At 66.3% G+C, this 17775-nt stretch carries 15 protein-coding genes, 1 tRNA gene and 1 pseudogene; 7 read left to right on the top strand and 10 right to left on the bottom strand.

Annotation, left to right across the window (positions count from 1 at the left end; translation table 11 throughout):
- Positions 1-92: 92 nt before the first annotated feature.
- Together ACFU7Y_RS21060 and ACFU7Y_RS21065 are read right to left on the bottom strand one after the other, a co-directional pair.
- Complete coding sequence (locus tag ACFU7Y_RS21060) at positions 93-548, bottom strand: hypothetical protein (protein ID WP_380769235.1); 456 nt, start codon at positions 546-548, stop codon at positions 93-95.
- Between the two features lie 164 nt (positions 549-712).
- A complete protein-coding gene (locus tag ACFU7Y_RS21065) occupies positions 713-1804 on the bottom strand; it encodes an ABC transporter ATP-binding protein (protein WP_224283497.1) in 1092 nt (363 codons plus the stop codon).
- 282 nt (positions 1805-2086) lie between these two features.
- Here ACFU7Y_RS21065 and ACFU7Y_RS21070 point away from each other — a divergent pair.
- Positions 2087-2160, top strand: a tRNA-Thr gene (locus ACFU7Y_RS21070).
- Positions 2161-2280: 120 nt separating this feature from the next.
- Here the strand turns inward: ACFU7Y_RS21070 and xerC are convergent.
- Together xerC and ACFU7Y_RS21080 are read right to left on the bottom strand one after the other, a co-directional pair.
- A pseudogene (gene xerC / locus ACFU7Y_RS21075) lies at positions 2281-3810 on the bottom strand (tyrosine recombinase XerC); the annotation flags it as partial.
- Positions 3807-4430 (bottom strand): helix-turn-helix domain-containing protein, encoded by a 624-nt coding sequence (locus ACFU7Y_RS21080; RefSeq protein ID WP_380769237.1) that lies wholly within the window; start codon positions 4428-4430, stop codon positions 3807-3809. The pseudogene xerC and the gene ACFU7Y_RS21080, both read right to left, overlap by 4 nt.
- 126 nt (positions 4431-4556) lie before the next feature.
- On the opposite strand from ACFU7Y_RS21080, the gene ACFU7Y_RS21085 reads away from it, so the two are divergent.
- On the top strand, positions 4557-4772 hold the full coding sequence (locus ACFU7Y_RS21085; protein ID WP_380769258.1) for a hypothetical protein: 216 nt from the start codon (positions 4557-4559) through the stop codon (positions 4770-4772).
- Positions 4773-5071: 299 nt separating this feature from the next.
- Complete coding sequence (locus ACFU7Y_RS21090) at positions 5072-6373, top strand: DUF3631 domain-containing protein (protein WP_380769239.1); 1302 nt, start codon at positions 5072-5074, stop codon at positions 6371-6373.
- A gap of 514 nt (positions 6374-6887) precedes the next feature.
- On the opposite strand, the gene ACFU7Y_RS21095 is transcribed toward ACFU7Y_RS21090, so the two are convergent.
- The 6 genes from ACFU7Y_RS21095 to ACFU7Y_RS21120 form a co-directional block, all read right to left on the bottom strand.
- The gene (locus ACFU7Y_RS21095; protein ID WP_380769241.1) at positions 6888-9110 is read right to left on the bottom strand and encodes a hypothetical protein; all 2223 of its coding nucleotides are present in this window, start codon (positions 9108-9110) and stop codon (positions 6888-6890) included.
- A 257-nt stretch (positions 9111-9367) separates the two neighbouring features.
- Entirely contained in the window at positions 9368-10201 is an 834-nt protein-coding gene (locus ACFU7Y_RS21100; protein WP_380769243.1) for a hypothetical protein, read from the bottom strand.
- A complete protein-coding gene (locus ACFU7Y_RS21105) occupies positions 10185-11081 on the bottom strand; it encodes an aldo/keto reductase (protein WP_380769245.1) in 897 nt (298 codons plus the stop codon). The genes ACFU7Y_RS21100 and ACFU7Y_RS21105 overlap by 17 nt, the downstream gene beginning before the upstream one ends.
- Positions 11078-12265 (bottom strand): cupin domain-containing protein, encoded by a 1188-nt coding sequence (locus ACFU7Y_RS21110; RefSeq protein WP_380769247.1) that lies wholly within the window; start codon positions 12263-12265, stop codon positions 11078-11080. The genes ACFU7Y_RS21105 and ACFU7Y_RS21110 overlap by 4 nt, the downstream gene beginning before the upstream one ends.
- Before the next feature lie 13 nt (positions 12266-12278).
- On the bottom strand, positions 12279-12419 hold the full coding sequence (locus ACFU7Y_RS21115; protein WP_199807964.1) for a hypothetical protein: 141 nt from the start codon (positions 12417-12419) through the stop codon (positions 12279-12281).
- Positions 12420-12599: 180 nt separating this feature from the next.
- Positions 12600-13094: an ATP-binding protein gene (locus ACFU7Y_RS21120; RefSeq protein WP_380769248.1), complete on the bottom strand. Its 495-nt coding sequence runs from the start codon at positions 13092-13094 to the stop codon at positions 12600-12602.
- Between the two features lie 203 nt (positions 13095-13297).
- Here ACFU7Y_RS21120 and ACFU7Y_RS21125 point away from each other — a divergent pair, with 203 nt between their 5' ends.
- The 4 genes from ACFU7Y_RS21125 (at position 13298) to ACFU7Y_RS21140 (ending at position 17471) form a co-directional block, all read left to right on the top strand.
- A complete protein-coding gene (locus ACFU7Y_RS21125) occupies positions 13298-14611 on the top strand; it encodes a helix-turn-helix transcriptional regulator (RefSeq protein ID WP_380769251.1) in 1314 nt (437 codons plus the stop codon).
- Positions 14608-15426 (top strand): class I SAM-dependent methyltransferase, encoded by an 819-nt coding sequence (locus tag ACFU7Y_RS21130; RefSeq protein WP_380769253.1) that lies wholly within the window; start codon positions 14608-14610, stop codon positions 15424-15426. Before ACFU7Y_RS21125 ends, ACFU7Y_RS21130 begins: the two co-directional genes overlap by 4 nt.
- A 279-nt stretch (positions 15427-15705) precedes the next feature.
- Positions 15706-16887 (top strand): AAA family ATPase, encoded by a 1182-nt coding sequence (locus ACFU7Y_RS21135; protein WP_380769255.1) that lies wholly within the window; start codon positions 15706-15708, stop codon positions 16885-16887.
- Positions 16884-17471 (top strand): DUF4276 family protein, encoded by a 588-nt coding sequence (locus tag ACFU7Y_RS21140; protein WP_380769256.1) that lies wholly within the window; start codon positions 16884-16886, stop codon positions 17469-17471. The genes ACFU7Y_RS21135 and ACFU7Y_RS21140 overlap by 4 nt, the downstream gene beginning before the upstream one ends.
- The last annotated feature ends 304 nt before the right edge of the window (positions 17472-17775 follow it).

Genomic DNA, 17775 nt, shown 5'->3' on the forward strand with positions numbered 1-17775 from the left:
GACGGGAGGCGTCCGCCGCCTTGGGAGACTCGGGCCCTCGGCTTCCTCGGGTGCCTCGGGTTTCCTCGGCTGTCTCGGCGTCCTCGGCCTGGTCAGCCGACGACGCCGGCCGCGAACGAGCCGTCGCAGACCGGACGGGCGAAGGAGCGGGCCCGCTGGACGTCGCCCTGGTACTTGCGCACCGCCGCCTTGCCCAACTCGCCGGCCAGCGAGGTGCAGTAGGGCGTCAGCGACGGCTGCTCGCGCATCGACCGCTCCAGCAGGTCCAGCGCGGCGGAAGGGTTCTTCGCGCGCAGCTCGTCCAGCAGCACCACCCGCAGCGACTCCTGCGGGGCGAGCCCGTCCGCGGGCTTGACCGCGGCGCCGACCGCGGTGTTGGAGCGCCCGATCCCGGCGCCATCGCCGCTGGACGCCGCCACGACCTGCTGGTCGAGCCCGGTCGGCGGGGCCCACGGGACCCGGGTCACGGCGAGGGTGCCGGTGGTCACCAGGACGACCGGCAGGGTCAGGGCGACGGTCTGGCCGATACGGCGCACAAGCTGCTTCACCCTCAGGAGAGTAGCGGTGAGTGCGGGCCCGATCGCCCTCCGTTACACCATCGAGTGACGCGGTGTCCGGTTCGTCCCCGCGCCGTGTTGACGCGGGGGTGTACGGACGGAGCCCGCCGGACCACGAGGGTCCGACGGGCTCCGAGGTGTGGCGCAGGGTTGCGTCAGTTGCTCAGGCGCAGGCCGGAGGTGGTGGAGAAGACGTGGGTCTCGTTGGCGATCGGCACGACGTGGATGGTCTCGCCGCGGGCCGGGATCTGGCGGCCGGGCACGCGGACGACCAGCTCGTGGTCCTTGCCGCCGATCTGGGTGGTGCCGTAGACGAAGCCGTCCGAGCCGAGCTCCTCGACCACGTTGACGGTCACCGCGACGCCCTCGATGCCGCCCGACGGGACGACCTCGAAGTGCTCGGGGCGGATGCCGACGGTCACGGTCTTGTCGGTGCCGGCGCCGGCCAGGTCCTCGCGGGAGATGTTGACGACCGAGCCGCCGAACTTCACGCCGCCGTCCACCAGCGGCACCTCGACCAGGTTCATGGCCGGCGAGCCGATGAAGCCGGCCACGAAGAGGTTGGCGGGCTTGTCGTACATGGTGCGCGGGGTGTCGACCTGCTGGAGCAGACCGTCCTTGAGCACCGCGACCCGGTCGCCCATGGTGAGCGCCTCGGTCTGGTCGTGGGTGACGTACACCGTGGTGATGCCCAGACGGCGCTGGAGGCCGGCGATCTGGGTGCGGGTCGAGACACGGAGCTTGGCGTCCAGGTTCGACAGCGGCTCGTCCATCAGGAAGACCTGCGGCTGGCGGACGATCGCGCGGCCCATCGCGACGCGCTGGCGCTGACCGCCGGAGAGCGCCTTCGGCTTGCGGTCCAGCAGCGCGGTGAGGTCGAGGATCTTCGCGGCCTCCTCGACCTTGGTGCGGATCTCCGCCTTGTTCACGCCGGCGATCCTGAGCGCGAAGCCCATGTTGTCGGCGACGGTCATGTGCGGGTAGAGCGCGTAGTTCTGGAACACCATGGCGATGTCCCGGTCCTTCGGCGGCAGGTGGGTGACGTCGCGGTCGCCGATCCGGATCGCACCGGTGTTGACGTCCTCCAGACCGGCCAGCATGCGCAGGCTGGTCGACTTGCCGCAGCCCGAGGGGCCGACCAGCACGAGGAACTCGCCGTCCGCGATCTCCAGGTCCAGCGCGTCCACCGAGGGCTTGTCCGCCCCGGGGTAGACGCGGGTCGCCTTGTCGTACGTGACAGAAGCCATGGTCGTTGTTCTCCTTCACCGGCAGGAACGTGCCGGACGATCCGAGTAAAGGGGGTCTGTTGTGCTCCGCCGACCCGTCAGTGGTCTGAACCACTGCACGAGCCGGCTCCCGGCGACGCTACCTGCGCATCCGCCGCTTGTCAGCCCCCACCCGACCCGATTTCGGCATCGGTTCCATCACGCCCATCCATCCCACCAACCCCCGGATATCCCCCCATCCCGTCACCCGGGCCCGGTAGACTGCCCCCGGTGCCGCCGTGATCCATCGCGGACGGCCACCGTGCCTCCTTAGCTCAGCTGGCCAGAGCACCGCTCTTGTAAAGCGGGGGTCGTCGGTTCGAACCCGACAGGGGGCTCTCGGCACCACCCCGGATGAGCTGCAGGTTTGGCCTTCTGGAAGCTTGACCACCGGCCTCGGACTTCTCGTCCGAGGCCGTTTGCGTGAGCGATGCGTGAGCGGATGGCGTGGTGGGCTGGGTGGCTGCCGTGGACTGGGCATCCTTGCGCGGCCTGTTCGCCCGGGGTACGAGCCGGGCTGCCGCCTCAGCAATCGCCCGGTCGACCTGCGGGAGCAAGGTCGTGTACGTGTCCGAGGTGATGCCGATCGAGGAATGGCCGAGCATCTCCTTGATCGAGTGCAGGTCCGCACCCGCCGCGTGAGCGAGCGTGGCCGCGCCGTGCCGCAGGTCGTGCAGCCGGATCGGCGGCAGGCCGGCCTCCTCGGCCAGCCCGCGGAACCGGTCGGTCACAGCGGTCGGGTGCAGCCACTCGCCGTTCTCCTTGGTGAAGACCCGGCCGGTCTCGACCCAGGCGTCGCCCCACTGCTCGCGATCGGCTCGCTGTCGCTCGCGGTGCGCCGCCAGGACGGCGACCGTCTCGGAGTCGAGCGCGATCGTGCGGGCGCCCGCGTCGGTCTTGGGGTCGTCCTCGTAGACCGTCCAGCCGTCCACAACGAGCTGCTTGGCCACGGTGAGGAGCCCAGCCTTCAGGTTGGTGTCAGCCCAGCGCTGACCGCACGCCTCACCGCGCCGGAGCCCTCGGAAGGTGACCAGGTGGAACAGCGCGTACAGGCGATCCCCGGCGGCCTGGTCGAGGAACAGGCCCGTCTGCTCCGGCGTCCAGACCATCACCGGGGACGGCCGCTCGCCGGTGAGCTCCCAGTGCTCTATCCGCTCCTCGGTCCACACGAGCGGCTTGGGTCGCCTCGCGGACTCCAGCTCGACGTGGGAGGCCGGGTTGAAGGTGATGATCTGCCGCCGGATCGCGGCGTTGAGGCCAGCCCGGAGCGTGGAGCGGATCCGCTGGCAGGCTGCTGCGCTGACGGTCCGGCGGAACGGCTCCATCTCGGCGATGGCAGCCTTGAGAGCCTTGCGCTGCGCGCGGAACTCCCGTCCCTTCCATGGGATCTGCGCCAGCTCGTCGATGGCGGCCTGTCGTTGGGCGTTCGCCTCGGCGATCTCGATGTTCGCCTCCTCGATGGCCGCGAACATCTCCTCCAGGTGCCGGACCCGGAGGCGGTCGAGCCGGATGTGGCCGATCCGCGGCTTGATGTAGAGCCGGATGCTGCTCTCGTCGCGGCTGATCGCGGTCTGGCGGCCGCGCTTGCCCGCCAGCCACTGGTCGAGCCACTCGCCGACGGTGAGCCGGTTCTGTAGGTCCTGCCCGGATGCGAGCCGGCGCCTGGTCTCCTCGACATCGGGCACGGGGGCCTTCTCGTGGGCGACCTTCTCCAGCAGATCGGCGATCTGCGCGAGGCCCTCGGGGTCGTCCGAGTCGGGGATGTGCAGCAGCTCGCGGACCTGGTCGAGGTCGGCCTGAGCGGCCTTGCGGGACTCGTAGCCGGAGCGGTTGAAGGACCGGCGTGAGCCGTCCTCGCGGTTGGGCAGCTCCTGGCGGACCGCGTAGGAGCCGTGCTTGCGGCTGCTGAGCTTCGGGCACGCCTTGCCGAGCGGTTTGCCCGTGTCGGCGTCCCGGCAGTAGCAGCGGTGGTAGGTGGAGCCCTTCACGGGGTTCCCTCCTTCAACTGGTCGTCCTTGTGGTCGGTGTCGAGGAATGCGAGGTGGCTGGGGAGCGGAGGGGGAGTCAGCCCCAGCTTGCGCATGCGGTGTCGGATCGGCACGAGCTCCGAGCGAACGGCCTTCACAAGACGGCCGAACTTGGGTTCGGCGCCGTGCGGCCAGTCCTCCCTCGCGCTGGAGAACTGGAGCTGCCAGGCGTCGTGGTGTCCGGTCCGGATGCGGTGCTCGACGTCCGCGTACTCGCGAAACACGGCCGCGTCGCCGAAGCCCAGGTCCTCGCCGGTGAACCAGCTGAACGCCGTCCACGGGTCTCGGCTCTCGTGCGGGAGGCAGTCCACGTTGGTGCTCCCGCCGAGCGGGAAGACCAGGGCGGCCGGCGGCGTGTCGACTGCCTTGGCGAGCACGAGCAGCTCCGGGACGGTGAGGGTCAGCCGGCGCCCGGACTCCCAGTTCGCTATGACGTTGCGCGGGATGGGGTGGCCCAGCTCGTCACAGGCGTCGGCCAGGTCCTGCGCGGTCATGCCCAGCTCCTTCCGGCACTTACGAACCTCGGCGATCACGGTTCTCGTGACCTGCGCCGACCAAGATTCCACTTCATCGTGTGTCATATCGACACTTTATTGCGATGCAAGCTGCTCCTCGATCCCGGACTTGCCGGGGCCGAGACCGGGGCTCGCCCCCTGTGAATGGAGACAGCCGTGCGAACTGAGACGGGCAACCAGGAGCTCACGGGCATGAGCCGGGCGGAATTGCTCGCGTTGCCGGCCGCCATCGACCTGGACACCGCCAACCGCGCCATCGGCCTTGGCCGCAGCAAGGGCTACGAGCTGGCGAGGCGGGACGCCTACCCGTGCCGCGTGCTGCGGTTGGGCAAGAAGTACCGGGTGATCACTGCAGACCTCCTGCGGCTGCTGAGCATCGACGTCGCGCCGGACGGTGCGGCTGCGTGACGACAAGGCCGCAGGTCGGGCCACGAGTTTGTCTGCCGTGAGAGGACTGCCGCCGGAGCGGTGGATCTTCCGTCAGGGCGGTCGTATCGTCGCGTCGCCCGCCGGTCGCAAACCGGCGCAACGCACTCCACCCGCCTGCGAGTTGAGCCAAGTCGGCTCGTCGGCTCGGCAGGCCGGGAATGCGATGGCCCTCGGTGCTACGAACACCGAGGGCCGGGCGAAGTCCCCAGATCAGCGAATCAGTTCAACCGGTGGCAGCGCGACGGTCGAGGTCGTGCGCACCAGCGAGGAGCTTCACCGTGAACTCTACTTCCCGCCAGCCTGCGTCGGGAGACCCGGCGGAGGGCTGGCCCGCCGTTGCCATCCCCGGTCAACCCGGTCACTACCGATCGGCGGTCGGTCAGAACGACGTACTGACCGACTGGACTGACCGGGAGCCCGGTGCCCTGACCGACCGGGTCACCACCGAGCCGGTCACTGACCCGGTCAGTCCGGTCAGCCCGCCCACCCCGGGCGCGGAACTGCTTTCCGAACTACGGTCAGCCATCGCCCGGTTCGTTATTCTGCCGTCCGCCCACGCGCTGGACGCGGTGACCCTGTGGGTGGCTGCCACGCACTTGCAGCCCGCGTGGCAGCACGCGCCGCGTCTGGCGGTGATCGGCCCGGCCAAGCGGTGCGGGAAGTCCCGGCTGCTCGACGTGATCACCGAGACGGTCCACGACCCGCTGATCACGGTCAACGCCACCCCGGCCGCCATCTTCCGGTCGATCACCGACAAGCCGCCTACCCTGTTGGTGGACGAGGCGGACACCCTGTTCGGCAGCATCAAGGCCGCGGAGAAGAACGAGGACCTGCGCGGTCTGCTCAACGCCGGTCACCAGCGCAACCGGCCCACCTTGCGGGTGTCCGGACCCGACCACAAGCCGATGAAGTTCCCCACCTTCGCCATGGCGGCCCTGGCCGGGATCGGCGACCTCCCGGACACGATCATGGACCGCTCGGTGGTCATCCGCATGCGCCGCCGCGCACCGGGCGAGCAGGTCGCTGCGTTCCGCTCCAAGCGCGACACCCCGGCCCTGCACCGCACCCGCAACGGCCTCCGGGCCTGGCTGGCACCCTTGACCGACACGGCAGCCGACATGGAGCCGCCGATGCCGGTCGAGGACCGTGCGGCCGACACCTGGGAGCCCCTGGTGTCGGTCGCCGACCTCGCCGGGGGCGACTGGCCCGCACGCGCCCGCGCGGCCTGTCGCGCCATGACCGCGCACGAGTCCGGCCAGGACGAGGACGGCGGCCTGAAGACCAGGATCCTGGCCGACATCAGGCGCGTCTTCACCGCAGGCGGCAACCCGGACGCCTTGTCCACCGAGCACCTCCTGACCGCCCTGAACGCCGACAGCGAGGCTCCCTGGGCTGAGTACGGCATCAACGGCTTGACGGCGCGCGGCCTACAGCTCCTGCTCAAGGACTACGGCATCAGTTCGGCGAACATCCGCTTCGACCGCGACACCCAGCGCAAGGGCTTCACCCGCAACAGCTTCGTCGACCCCTGGAGCCGCTACTGCCCGGAGCCCGTCGAGCAACTCGCTACCGGCACCTGACCCACCACCACCCGTACCACCCGTCCCCGCCCAGCTCAGGGCGGGGACGGGTCGCTTCCCCGCAACGAGTCCTACCGTCCCTGGATCACCACCCGTACCACCCTGACCAGCCATGCAACGAGTGGGACGACTGCAACGCCGTCCTGTTGTTCAGGAGCACCGCGATGGACAGGCCGCCGGGAGTGACCGGACTGATGCCGCAGGCGGAGCAAGTTGTGGGGTAAGTCATCCTTACCCCGGCCCGCGCCCTCGGGGCGGAGCAAGTTGTCGCGTACTACGGTCCTACGGCATTCGCACGCATGTGGCACGCGCAGGAAGGCGAGGGCGGGTAGCCACCAGCCGGGCGGCGCTGCCCTGCCTGCCATCTTCGGCGTCGTCAGCCGTCGCCATCGCCTGAGCCGACGGAGGCTTTCTGGCAGTGGGCGGCACAGGCGGCTGGGACTGATTCAGAGGTATAGCGACGAACTCATGCCATTTGCCTGATTGGACAGTTTGCGGCATTAGAGCCTGCTTGCTACAAATCGTCGAAGGTGCTGCGAGAAGCTACTGATCCAGGATGGAGATCCTCCTCGTTAGGTGAGTGGAGGACGCCGGACTGAGTGAGAAACTGTTGATTCTTGAACTTTTCAGGGCGGCTGATCTCGTCGATAGCTCTGAGCGCCTTCTCGAGCTCCCACACCGCAGAGTCATCCGATCTCATGAGCTCCTGAAAAGCGTAGAAAGATTCGCAGAGAGGGCGATAATGGGAGGTGGCGTCGCCATCCTGGGGAGCCCGATCGGACCAATCTCTCAAAATTTCGCCGAGGCGCGGGATGATGGATCTGCGAGCCGAGAGCGAAATGGCCATTAGCTCACCCGGATCCATCAGTAGTCGAAAGTCGGGAGAGTCGAACCATGATCCATCGGGAAACTCTTCCGTAATCCTCTTGATTTCCTTCAGTGCGCGATGCCTTGTGTGCTCGTCGAGAATTCCTGCGGTCCGTAGTCTGGCGAGTACATCAACCTCTGGGGAAAGCGCTAGGATCGGCCTAATTTTCAGCAATACCTCGACCAGGGACCAATCTCGCGCCATGTGCAGCGTGAGGAAGCCGTCGCTGCAACGGTATGCGAGAAATCGACAATACTGGCTCCAAGACCTATGGTCTTGGGTAGTCGGTCGAATTTGGCAAAGGATCTCGGAAAGGCGGGGGTAGAGTTTGGGTGGAATCCTAACGAGCGTACCCACGGATTTTCCGTTGAGCGCGTCAAGGCGCGACAACCCAGAGGCATCTTGGATCCCTTCAATGAAGAGATCCAACATGGTGGGATCCTCCGCCATCAAGGCGGCGAACCCCTCGCGTAGCGTTGGATGTCGAAAAGACCAGCAGTCCGCGCCTCCGTCGGAATCGGAGCTTCCGTAGCGCAGGAATGTTCCCTCCAATTGCGAGAGCGATTGGAGGGCGCTGGCGGATGAGCACCCGATTCTAGTAAGGGCGGCGGACTGGAAATCGCTTAGATGGATGGGGCTGGGAAGATTGACGGCCATGTAGACGAGGGCCAGAGCGCCAATATGAGACCGCTCCATGCCGGCGTATACGTCCCGAAGGAAAGATCCCGGGTCCGCCATAAACTCCTGAACGGGTCTCCGCGTGATACACAAGCCTTGGGTGAATCTTGAAGATCCCAGGCGTCGTGCCGCCTCCGGGCGAAACGGCTCGACCGAAGCGGCTACTTCTAGGTGTGGCTTGATCCACGACAAGAACCGCGGCGGTTGATCACCCATTCGAAGATGGTTGTAGAGTATCTGCTGGCGGCTAACGTAGTCCAGATCCTCCACGCTTACGACGACCTTGCCCTCCCGAAAGCGCGGGTAAGAGTACTCCTTGAGGTATCTGCGAGCTTCCTTGTAGATATAATCTCGCGAGGTCAAGACGAACTTTGCCCCCATGCTTGCGGCGGCCATTATCTTCGGAAGTCTACGACACCACTCGTCTGTCATTCCTCGCTCGTGCCTGACGGAGCCAAAAGCATCGTCGATCCAGAAGAATTGATTAGGCTCGTAGGGGTTCCAGTGCTCCACTGCCTCAATGGCGCTGCCTGCGAGCACGACATTGCAACCCCAATTATCAATCGCGGCGACAGCTAGAGCTGCTGCGATTGCTGACTTGCCGACCGCAGGCTCGCCGAGGAGCAAGACAAAGTTTTCGGCGGAAAGCGATTCAGTGGCGCGATAGTAGCCCCTCGTGGCGACAAATGTTGACAGGTCGTCGCTTAGATAATTAAGGAAGGCGCGCGATTGGGCGTAAGCTCGTCCGTCGATAATTTGCGACAGGTCACCCAGCCCATATGTGTGTGGGACTAGCATCCGAAGGCGCGGGTTTGCGGCAATTGTTTGGTTTAACCAGCGCCCGCCAAGAACTAGGGGATATTTCACCCCCAATTTTCTCAACCTGTTAACGATTGCTTCCTCGGCGTTGCCGCTGAGTCGCGCGTTGCTGACCAGGATATATGTCTCGCACAGGTTGGCTTGTACAAGTCGTGGGACCTTGGCAAATTCGTCCCGAAGGCTCGCAGCGGTTACCGTGGAGTCGCGATTAGTATGCTTGCACTGGATCACGAAAGCGCCAGTTCCTGGAGGTATTTCCGACATGGCGCCGGGATGACTTCTCCACTCGCCATAGAAGGAGCCGTCCCTTCCGCCATCCGCACTGTCCGCGAAGGGTTGAAAGAATTGCCCAATCACCTCGCGGAAGATCATTGCCACTAAGTCCTGGAAGGCGCGCCACCCGAGCGTATGTAGTTGGAAGTCAGGCGGTCCTGGGGCTGAGACTGCTGGCACGTGATGATCTGTCACATCTGCAGGCTACGCTGCACCGACCTTGCCTTCGGTGGTGTTGCGAAAGATCTCCATGGCAACTGTCACCGCTCGATCTCGGCCGGCGAAGTGAGGGTTCCAGAGCGTCGCCGATGGCGAGAACGGCCGTCGTGGCGCCTGCGCCGTTCGCAGAGGTGCTCTCATCCGGTGATCTCCGAGAGCCACGTACGCAGGGGCCCCTCGAGGTCGAGACCGTCGCCTCGCGTGGTGGTTTGGAGTAGTTCGGTGATGACGACCAGTCCAGCGAAGCGCCCGGCTGGGGTGGCGAGGACGTGAGCGAGGCGGCGGTGGACCTCGGCGGCAGTCTCCGGGACGAGGAGGCTGTAGGCGTATAGGAGAGCTGCGTCGTAGCCTGCGGGCGCGACGCCCCAGCCCTCCCAGTCGAGCACGGTGAGCGTAGGGCTCGTGAGGTTGGCCCAGTGCAGGTCGCCGTGGGCCGTCGCCCAGGCGGGAACGGTGGTGTTGACGGGGATGCCCAGGTACTGGGGCATGGCGCGGTCCAAGTATTCCTGCCGGACCGCCACCCGGTCGCTGGGAACGGTGGCAATGGCGTCGAGGGCGGTGCTGAGCGAGTCCCACCAGGCGTCGTCCAGGTCAGGTGCTTCCCGGAGGATTGGCTCGTGGGTAGTGACGGTGGAGGCGGCGATCTTGTCGTACAGCTCCGCCAGGTAGCCGTGCTCACCCACGGTCCAGGTACGCCACTCCCGCAGGCGCGGCCTGGGGACCTCAGGAGGCATGCGCCGTTCCGCCTCCTGAGGTCCCTCCCAGAGCTTTCCGCCGGCCTTGTCGGCCGGGGCGGACACGAGGCGGAGCCAGCCCTCGCCGGACGCCGTGGCAACCGGGCGGCTGAGGGTGCGCCCGCGCCAGCCCCACGCTTCGCGCGAGCCGATCGGCGTCGCGTCGAGCACCGCTGCTGCTGTGGCGTGCATCCCGCGCATCCGCTTGGCGGTGTCCGGCTCAGGTTCCGAGTACATCAACGACCCTTCGGAGTACGTCCGGAGACAACGGCGGTTGGCCGACGGCTTCGGCGGCCCGCATCCAGTGTTCCGGGTTTCCCGTCGACAGGAGCACGCGCTTCACCCCTGGGGCTGAAGCAACGACGGCGAGGGCGGTCTCGGCAGGGGTCTTGCCAGGAGTGATCAGCTCGGACAGTTCCGGGGTCACCAGGCCGGGGATCTCACCGCCGTGAAGCGGGGCGGAGGTGAACACCTCCAGTCCCGCGGCCAGGGCGTCGGCTAACGGACCGCGGCCGTCGAGAGCCTGGGCAACGGGCGCGAGGTGGACGAGGGAGACCGGGAGCTGGATGGCCCACAGGTGATGACTCGGCCCGCCCGCCTTGGTCGCGAGTTCGACCAGCGTGGGCACGTCAAAGAGGCCGCTGCTGAAACCGCGCCAGGTTGCCACTCCGTAGGCGCTGATGATCTGTTGGCTGCACGCCTCCTCCAGAGCCAGGAAGGCGTTGTAGAGCCGTCCGGTGATCCCGCCGTCCGGGCAGGCGTGCTCGGGGTTGTGCACGAACACCAGGTCGGGTACCCGGCCGAGCATGAGCCTGCTGCGCGCGAGCTGCCAGGCGATGTAGTCCGGGGCGAGGCAGTGCCCGTGTTTGGCATCCGCCGCGGACAGGGCACCGACTCGTACTCCGACGTGCCTGGCGCCGACTGGGACGAAGCCCACCTTCGTGGACACGCGCAGATCCGGGTAGGCAGCCAGCGCCACAGCGAGTGACGCCTCCGCCCGGCCGCCTGCGTAGTTGGGCGCTGTGTCCACCCAGTCGGCACCACGGGAGGCCGCCATCAGCGCGGCCTCGGCCGCATCTAGGCAGCGGTAGGTGCCGAGGCCCAGCCGGGCCGTCATCGCGTACCTCCGATCGCGGCGGCCTGGCCGTCAACCAGCTCCGTCACGACACCGGCCGCCTGGCCGAGAGTGATGCCTGCGGCCTGAGCGAGATCGGCCAGCCGGTGAGGTTCCCCGTCGGCGAGGAGCGCGAGCATCGGCTCGGCCTTGGCGGCGAACGTCCACTCCTCGCCGCCGGCGGTCAGCCGGACGGTGTCGTCGGACACGGTCGTGAGCGCGGGCCGCGTGACAACCAGGCATACCCGCAGGTCGGCATTCGGCGGGGCTGCCGCGATGTGGGGCAGCGACGGCGCGAGCCGGGCTCGCTCGGTGGCGTCGCGAGCGGAGGAGAACCGGGCGATCAGGTCGTCACTCGCCAGCTCTTCTGCGATGAGGTTGCCGATCGTGTTGAGGAAGGCGCGCTGCTCCACGGCGGCCCCGAAGCGGGGAATGTCCGCCCGGACAGCCTCGTGGGCACGCAACATCTCCGACAGCCAGGTGATCAAGTCGGCACCCGTCGTGCTCTGCAGCCCGCACGTGACGTGCAACGAGTGTTGGCCCTCGGAGGCGGCGACGGCGTGCCACCAGCCCCGAGGCAGATAGAGCACATCGCCGGCGGTGAGGACCAGATCGGCGATCGGCTCTTCGGGCGGCGGCTCGGGCGTCTCGACGTCGCGATGCATCGGCACTGTGCGGGTGGGGCCGTAGATGCGCCAGCGCTTGGCGCCGTCGAGCTGGACGACGACCACGTCGTGATCGTCCCAATGGATGCCGAAGCCCTCGGTGCCGGTCCAGGAGGCGTACAGGTTGACCTGCACGCCGGTTCGCAGCCAGCGCTCCAGCTGGCCGGCCAAAGCACCGATACCGGGGTGGAGTTCGTCGACGGCGTCCAGGACCAGCGTGGCGCCCTCGGCGAGACGCTGGTGCAACTCGGAGGGCTGGAGCTGGTGCCAGACGGTGCTCCGCCGGGTGGTGATCGGCCGGGAGTAGGTGTGCGCGGGCACCTGCTCCCCGTTGGCGGCGAGGCGGAAGCGAGGGGGTTCGAACCGGTGATGGGTCAGGATGGCGTTGAGGTCATCCCAGCTCATCAGCCCGGCGAGCGACGCGGCTTCGCCGCGTGCGACCTTGAAGCTGCGGCCGAGCGTCTGGGCGAGGAAGTCATCCCCGCCCAGGCGCTCAACCACCGAGAGGTGCTCGGCGGTCATCGTGATGCAGCCGTCAGTCGTTGGTGTCGGTTCGGCCGGTGGAGCCGCCGTCCGACGGCTGTTCGCCACGCGAGCGGGCCGCGGCGACCTTCGTACGGGCGACCAGCAGGCCGTCGCCCTCCAGCTCGGTGCCGGTCGTCAGGTTCTCGGGCATGAAGCACTCCTTCGGTTTCATGGGGCGGGCCGACTGTCCGGCCCCGTCGTGGGTGCAGCGATGGATCCGTTGCCAGGGCAAGCCGTTGGCAAGGAACCTCAGGTGCTCTTGCCGCGTGGCTGTTGACCAGCGCGGCCACCTGCATCCCCCAAGCCCGCGCCGGGGCGGGAGGAAGTCTTGTCAGACACTGGTCGGGACGACGGCCCGTGCCTTCGGGGCCGCGGCCCTCACCAGCGCGGTGAGTCGCTCGTCGCCCGAGACGGCGGCGGTGGTGTCGACCTCGAACCAGATCCGCTTGCCGGCGGGGTCCGGCTCGGCGCCCCAGTTCGTCGCGAGCGCGGCCACCAGGAACAGCCCTCGCCCGTCGGTGGCGTCGAGATCGATCCCGCCGACAGCCGGAAGCTCGTGGCCGACGTCCGTCACCTCGACGCGCAGTCGTTCACCGTCCCAGGACACGCACACGACGCACGGGGCATGGGTGTGGGACACGGCGTTGGTGATTAGCTCGCTGGACAGCAACTCGACATCGCGGAGAGCGTCTTCCGCCAGCGGCAGGCCCCAGCCGCGCACGGTCCGTATCACCCGCCGCCGGGCGTCCGGCACGGCCTCGGCACTGGGCAGCACGCGAAAGCCGAACGGGGCAGGGGCAGTGGCGTACCGAGTGGAGACGGACATGAGCGCGGACCTTTCACCGGGACGAGGTCGGCAGCGGGCCGATTCGCGCCGGGATTCACCCGGCAGGTATCTACAGAACCGCCTCCAACGACGGTGAACCAGAGCAGAATTGAGGCGGCAATGAGGCATCCGTGCTGCAAACCCGGGCATGACCTGGCCTTTTATGGCTGCAGACGAACTGACGTACCTCTGGAGGACGCGGGATGGCATCCAGGAGGTCCCGGCTGATCCAGCGCAGGGAGGTGGTTGGCCACACCCAGGAATCCCTGGCTGAAGCCCTCGATGTGGACCGTACGACCGTGGGGCGGTGGGAGAGCGGCAGGGGTGCCCCACAGCCCTGGATGCGGCCGAAGCTCGCCCGCGTCCTGGAACTCTCGGTCGACCAGTTGGCCGACTTGCTGGCAGCACCCCCTGCAGCCACCGAAGCAGTTCCACCGCCCAGCAGCGTCTGCGAGGCCGCGCCTCGTGTGCCTGCCCGACGTACGGACCGCGACAACGATCTCGTAGTGGCCGTGGCAGCAGACTCGGCAGAGTCCGCGGTCTTCCTTCGCTTCGCGAGCACGTCCAACGTGGACGACACGCTGCTTGAACAAATCGACGCGGACATCGCGAGGCTGGCAGGGGACTACGTGAGCAAGCCGGTATCCGAGCTCTTCCACGACATCGGAGCCCTCCGGCGAGGAGTGTTCGACTTACTCCGAGGCCGCCAACACCCCCACCAGACAAGCCGTCTCTACCTGCAGGCTGGACGCCTCTGTGGCCTGGCGACCCATGTCGCCCTCGACCTCGGCCAGTACGCAGCTGCGGCTACGCATTCGCGAACGGCCTGGCGCTGCGCGGAGTCAGCCGGCCACAACGGTCTCCGGGCCTGGATCCGATCCGTCCAGTCCCTGATCGCCTACTGGCAGCAGGAGCACCGCCAAGCCGCCGAGCTGGCCAGAGCCGGACTGCCGTACGCGGACAGCGGGACGATCGCAGCCCGCCTGCTCAGCCTCGAAGCGCGTGCCACCGCCGCGCTCGGCGACACCGCGAGCGCGCTACGAGCCGTGGAAGCTGCCGAGGCGGCGCGGAGCACAGTAGCCGCCGTGGATCTTCCCGGCGTGTTCACGTTCCCCGAGGCCAAGCAGTGGACCTATGCGGGCACCGCCCTCCTTGCCCTGGGTACCCGGTCGCATGTGAACCGCGCCATCGAGGCGTCCTACAGGGCCATCGCCCTGTATGAGTCCGGACCGCAGCAGGAACAGTCCTCTGGCGACCTGCTGGCCGCCCGCCTTGACCTCGCCAACGCCCACCTCGCCCACGGCGACCTCGACGGCGTGCAGGAGAAGCTCTCGGTGGTGCTGGACGCCGCACCGGAGCGGCGAACAGCGAGCATCTCCAGCCGCCTTCGGTCGCTGAGTACTCGTCTCGCCGGGCCTGCCTACGCAGGCTCCCCGATTGCCCTGAGTCTCCGTGAGAATGTCAGAGAAGCCTGCTCTCGACCCGCACTCACGAACCCTCCGGAGCTGCCCCAGTGACGAGCAACACCGCACAGCAGGACGCCGCAGTCGCCGACAAAGCGATCCTCGCGAACAGCGCCTACGCCGACGGACGCCACCTGGCCGCCCGCCAGTCGATCTACCGGTGGCAGCAGCCGCAGTACGACCTGCCCGGGCTCGTCGTCGAAGAGCTGGCCGGTACGAGCGGGATCGTCCTCGACGTCGGCTGCGGCAACGGCAAGTTCGTCAGCCGCCTGCACAAGGACCGCCCAGACCTTCAGGTCGTCGGGATGGACATCTCGGCGGGCATCCTCGCCGACGTCGCGAAGCCGGTCGTGGTCGCCGACGCCCAGGTTCTGCCCTTCGCCGACGACAGCGCCGACGCCGTGCTGGCCCTGCACATGCTCTACCACGTCGGCGACATCGAGGCCACGATCAAGGAACTGGCCCGCGTCCTCCGGCCTGGCGGCGTGCTCATCGCCTCGACCAACAGCGAAACTGACAAACAGGATCTGGATCAACTTTGGGCCCGAGCCGCCGGCGACGTCCTCGGGGTTCCCGAGGGGCCGGCACGGGTCTCCCTCAGCTCCCGCTTCTCACTGGAGAAGGCCTCCGGCTACCTCACGACGGCGTTCAAGGACATCCGAGTCCGGAACCTGCCCGGCACCATCGAGCTCACCGACCCCTCACCAATCGTGGCCCACCTCGCCTCCTATGAGGCGTGGGCCGACCAAGCCGGTGTCCCGTTCCACGAGACCGTCAGCCGGGCTGAAGAGATCGTTACTGCCGTGATCAGGAGGGACGGGCTGTTCAAGATCGAATGCCTCGGTGGGCTCCTGGTCTGTCGCTTGTGACCACGCCGTCGAGACTGCTCATCCGTATACGAGTGCTGCCATCAGCAGACGCAGGTGAGGAGGGCCAGGCACGTTTCGGCCGGGCTGGCGACAAGCGCTCGGCCGGGGCCCACAGCTCGGCACCTATGAGCCAGTGCTCCTGCTCATGCCATCGCGAACAGACGGGGCGTCACAGCAGCCGTGCGCATCAGCAAACGATCAGCAAGATCGTGTTACGAGTGCTAAGTAGTAGCGGCTAGGGTCTCGAAGATCCCACCGATGCGATGCCAGACTGATCTCATGCAGCACAACTACTTCTTGTTGACCCGCGTCCGGCTACGGCACTACAGGAGCATCGCTTCGGCCAACGTGCAGTTGGGTCGGCTCCTGCTGCTCGTGGGCCCCAACGGTTCTGGCAAAAGCAACTTCTTGGATGCCCTACGCCTTGTGTCCGAGTCGCTGCAAACGTCCCTCGACCAAGCGCTCCGTACGCGTGGCGGGGTGGCAGAAGTCCGACGGCGATCCACGGGTCACCCGACGCATTTCTCGATCGACCTTTCATTTGAGAGCCCTGCATTCTCTGGGGAGTATGGGTTTGAGGTAGGTGCGGTCAAGGGTGGAGGCTTCCGAATCTCGAAGGAGTATTGCAGGGTCTGGAATCAGCTCCCATCCGAGGATAGCCCGCTTCCTGTTGAGGCGTACTTTAGGGTCGAGAATGGCGTTCTGGCCGAGCAAAGCGAACCTGTCATGCCGCCAGTAAGCGAGCAGCGCCTATATCTGGTGTCTGCGGCAGGGCTTGACTCTTTCCGGCCTGTATTTGACGGACTGGCTGGGATTAGCGTTTTCAGTTTGAATCCTGATGTGATACGCCAGCCTCAGACGCCGGATGCCGGAGATTTCCTCCACCGCGATGGGGCTAATATTGCCAGCGTGCTGCATAGGCTAGAGCGCAGTGATCAGGGTTCTGCAGACAAGGCGCGTATTGAGAGCTATCTGCAGAACATTGTCCCCGGTATCCAAGGTGTATCCCGTTCCGAGCTGGGCAACTGGGAAACCCTTGTATTTAGCCAAGATGTCCCGGGGGCGAAGAACGCGTGGAGATTTCAGGCGCAATCAGTCTCTGATGGTACGCTCCGCGCGCTTGGAGTCCTCGTATCTTTGTTTGCTGGAACCGGATCCACTCTCAGCACAGTTGGAATTGAGGAACCAGAGAGTGCGCTTCACCCTGCTGCTGCAGGCGTGCTTCTTGATGCGCTCCGCGATGCATCTGAGCGTCGTCAAGTGATTGTGACCAGCCATAGCCCCGATCTGCTAGATCGGAATGACTTCAGCCTGGAAGAGATTCGCGCGGTGCGATCTATTGGTGGCGAGACTCACATTGGCGAGTTGGATGAAGCGGGCGCTGTGGCGCTACGCGAACACCTATACACCCCTGGCGAACTGCTTCGCAACGACCAACTTCTTCCGGCGGCATCCCAGTGAATTACTCTCCAATCATAGCCCCGATCGTTGAAGGCCATGGCGAGGTTGCGGCCGTGCGGCAACTGATCACTCGAATCGGCGAAAAGCTCGGGATATTCATTGAAGTCGCACAGCCCTTTCGGCTCGACTCTGGAAAAATGCGCAAGCGCGAAGAGTTGGACAAGGCGGTGCGCCTTCAGGAGGTTCGCGTTCGGGGTAGAGCCGGCGGAGTGCTAATTGTCCGCGACGGGGATGACGATGACGTGCAATGCCCCGTAGAGCTGGCTCGCCAGATATCCCCTGAGCCGGGCGCATTTTCAGTTCCGGTAGAAGTTGTGATTGCGTTTCATGAATATGAGGCGTGGTTCCTAGCAGCTGCAGAGTCTCTCCGCTGCCACTCATCTGTCCGCAGCGACGCGACTTCGCCACCCAATCCAGAATCGAAGAGGAACGCCAAGAAGCAGCTGGAGCTGATGATGAACGAGTCGTACAAAGAGACTCTCCATCAAGCGAAATTCTCATCCTTGATTGATCTGGATGTGGCGGCGAGGAATAGTCGGTCATTCAGGCGAATGATGCATGCAGTTGAGAAGCTCACCAGTTAATCGGATGCCGACGTGGCGTGCGGGGAATTTCTGCCTGTTCGATGTGGGGGCGTTACGGCGACGACTGACCGGAGGCGGGGCGCCGGGGTGACTCGTGGTGGGCGACGGAAAAGCTATGCGGCCCTCCGGCGTGAGCGCCGCGTGAGCGGACGCGGTGGCAGAAAGCCGTTGCAGCATGGACTAGGGAACCTGCTGCGTGGCGCTGACCTGCAGGTTCAGCGCCACGCGGCATAAGGCGTCACGTCCCGTCATGATCCGGGTTCGTCTTGTAAAGCGGGGGTCGTCGGTTCGAACCCGACAGGGG

The organism is Kitasatospora sp. NPDC057542 (assembly GCF_042801945.1).
Lineage (GTDB): Bacteria > Actinomycetota > Actinomycetes > Streptomycetales > Streptomycetaceae > Kitasatospora.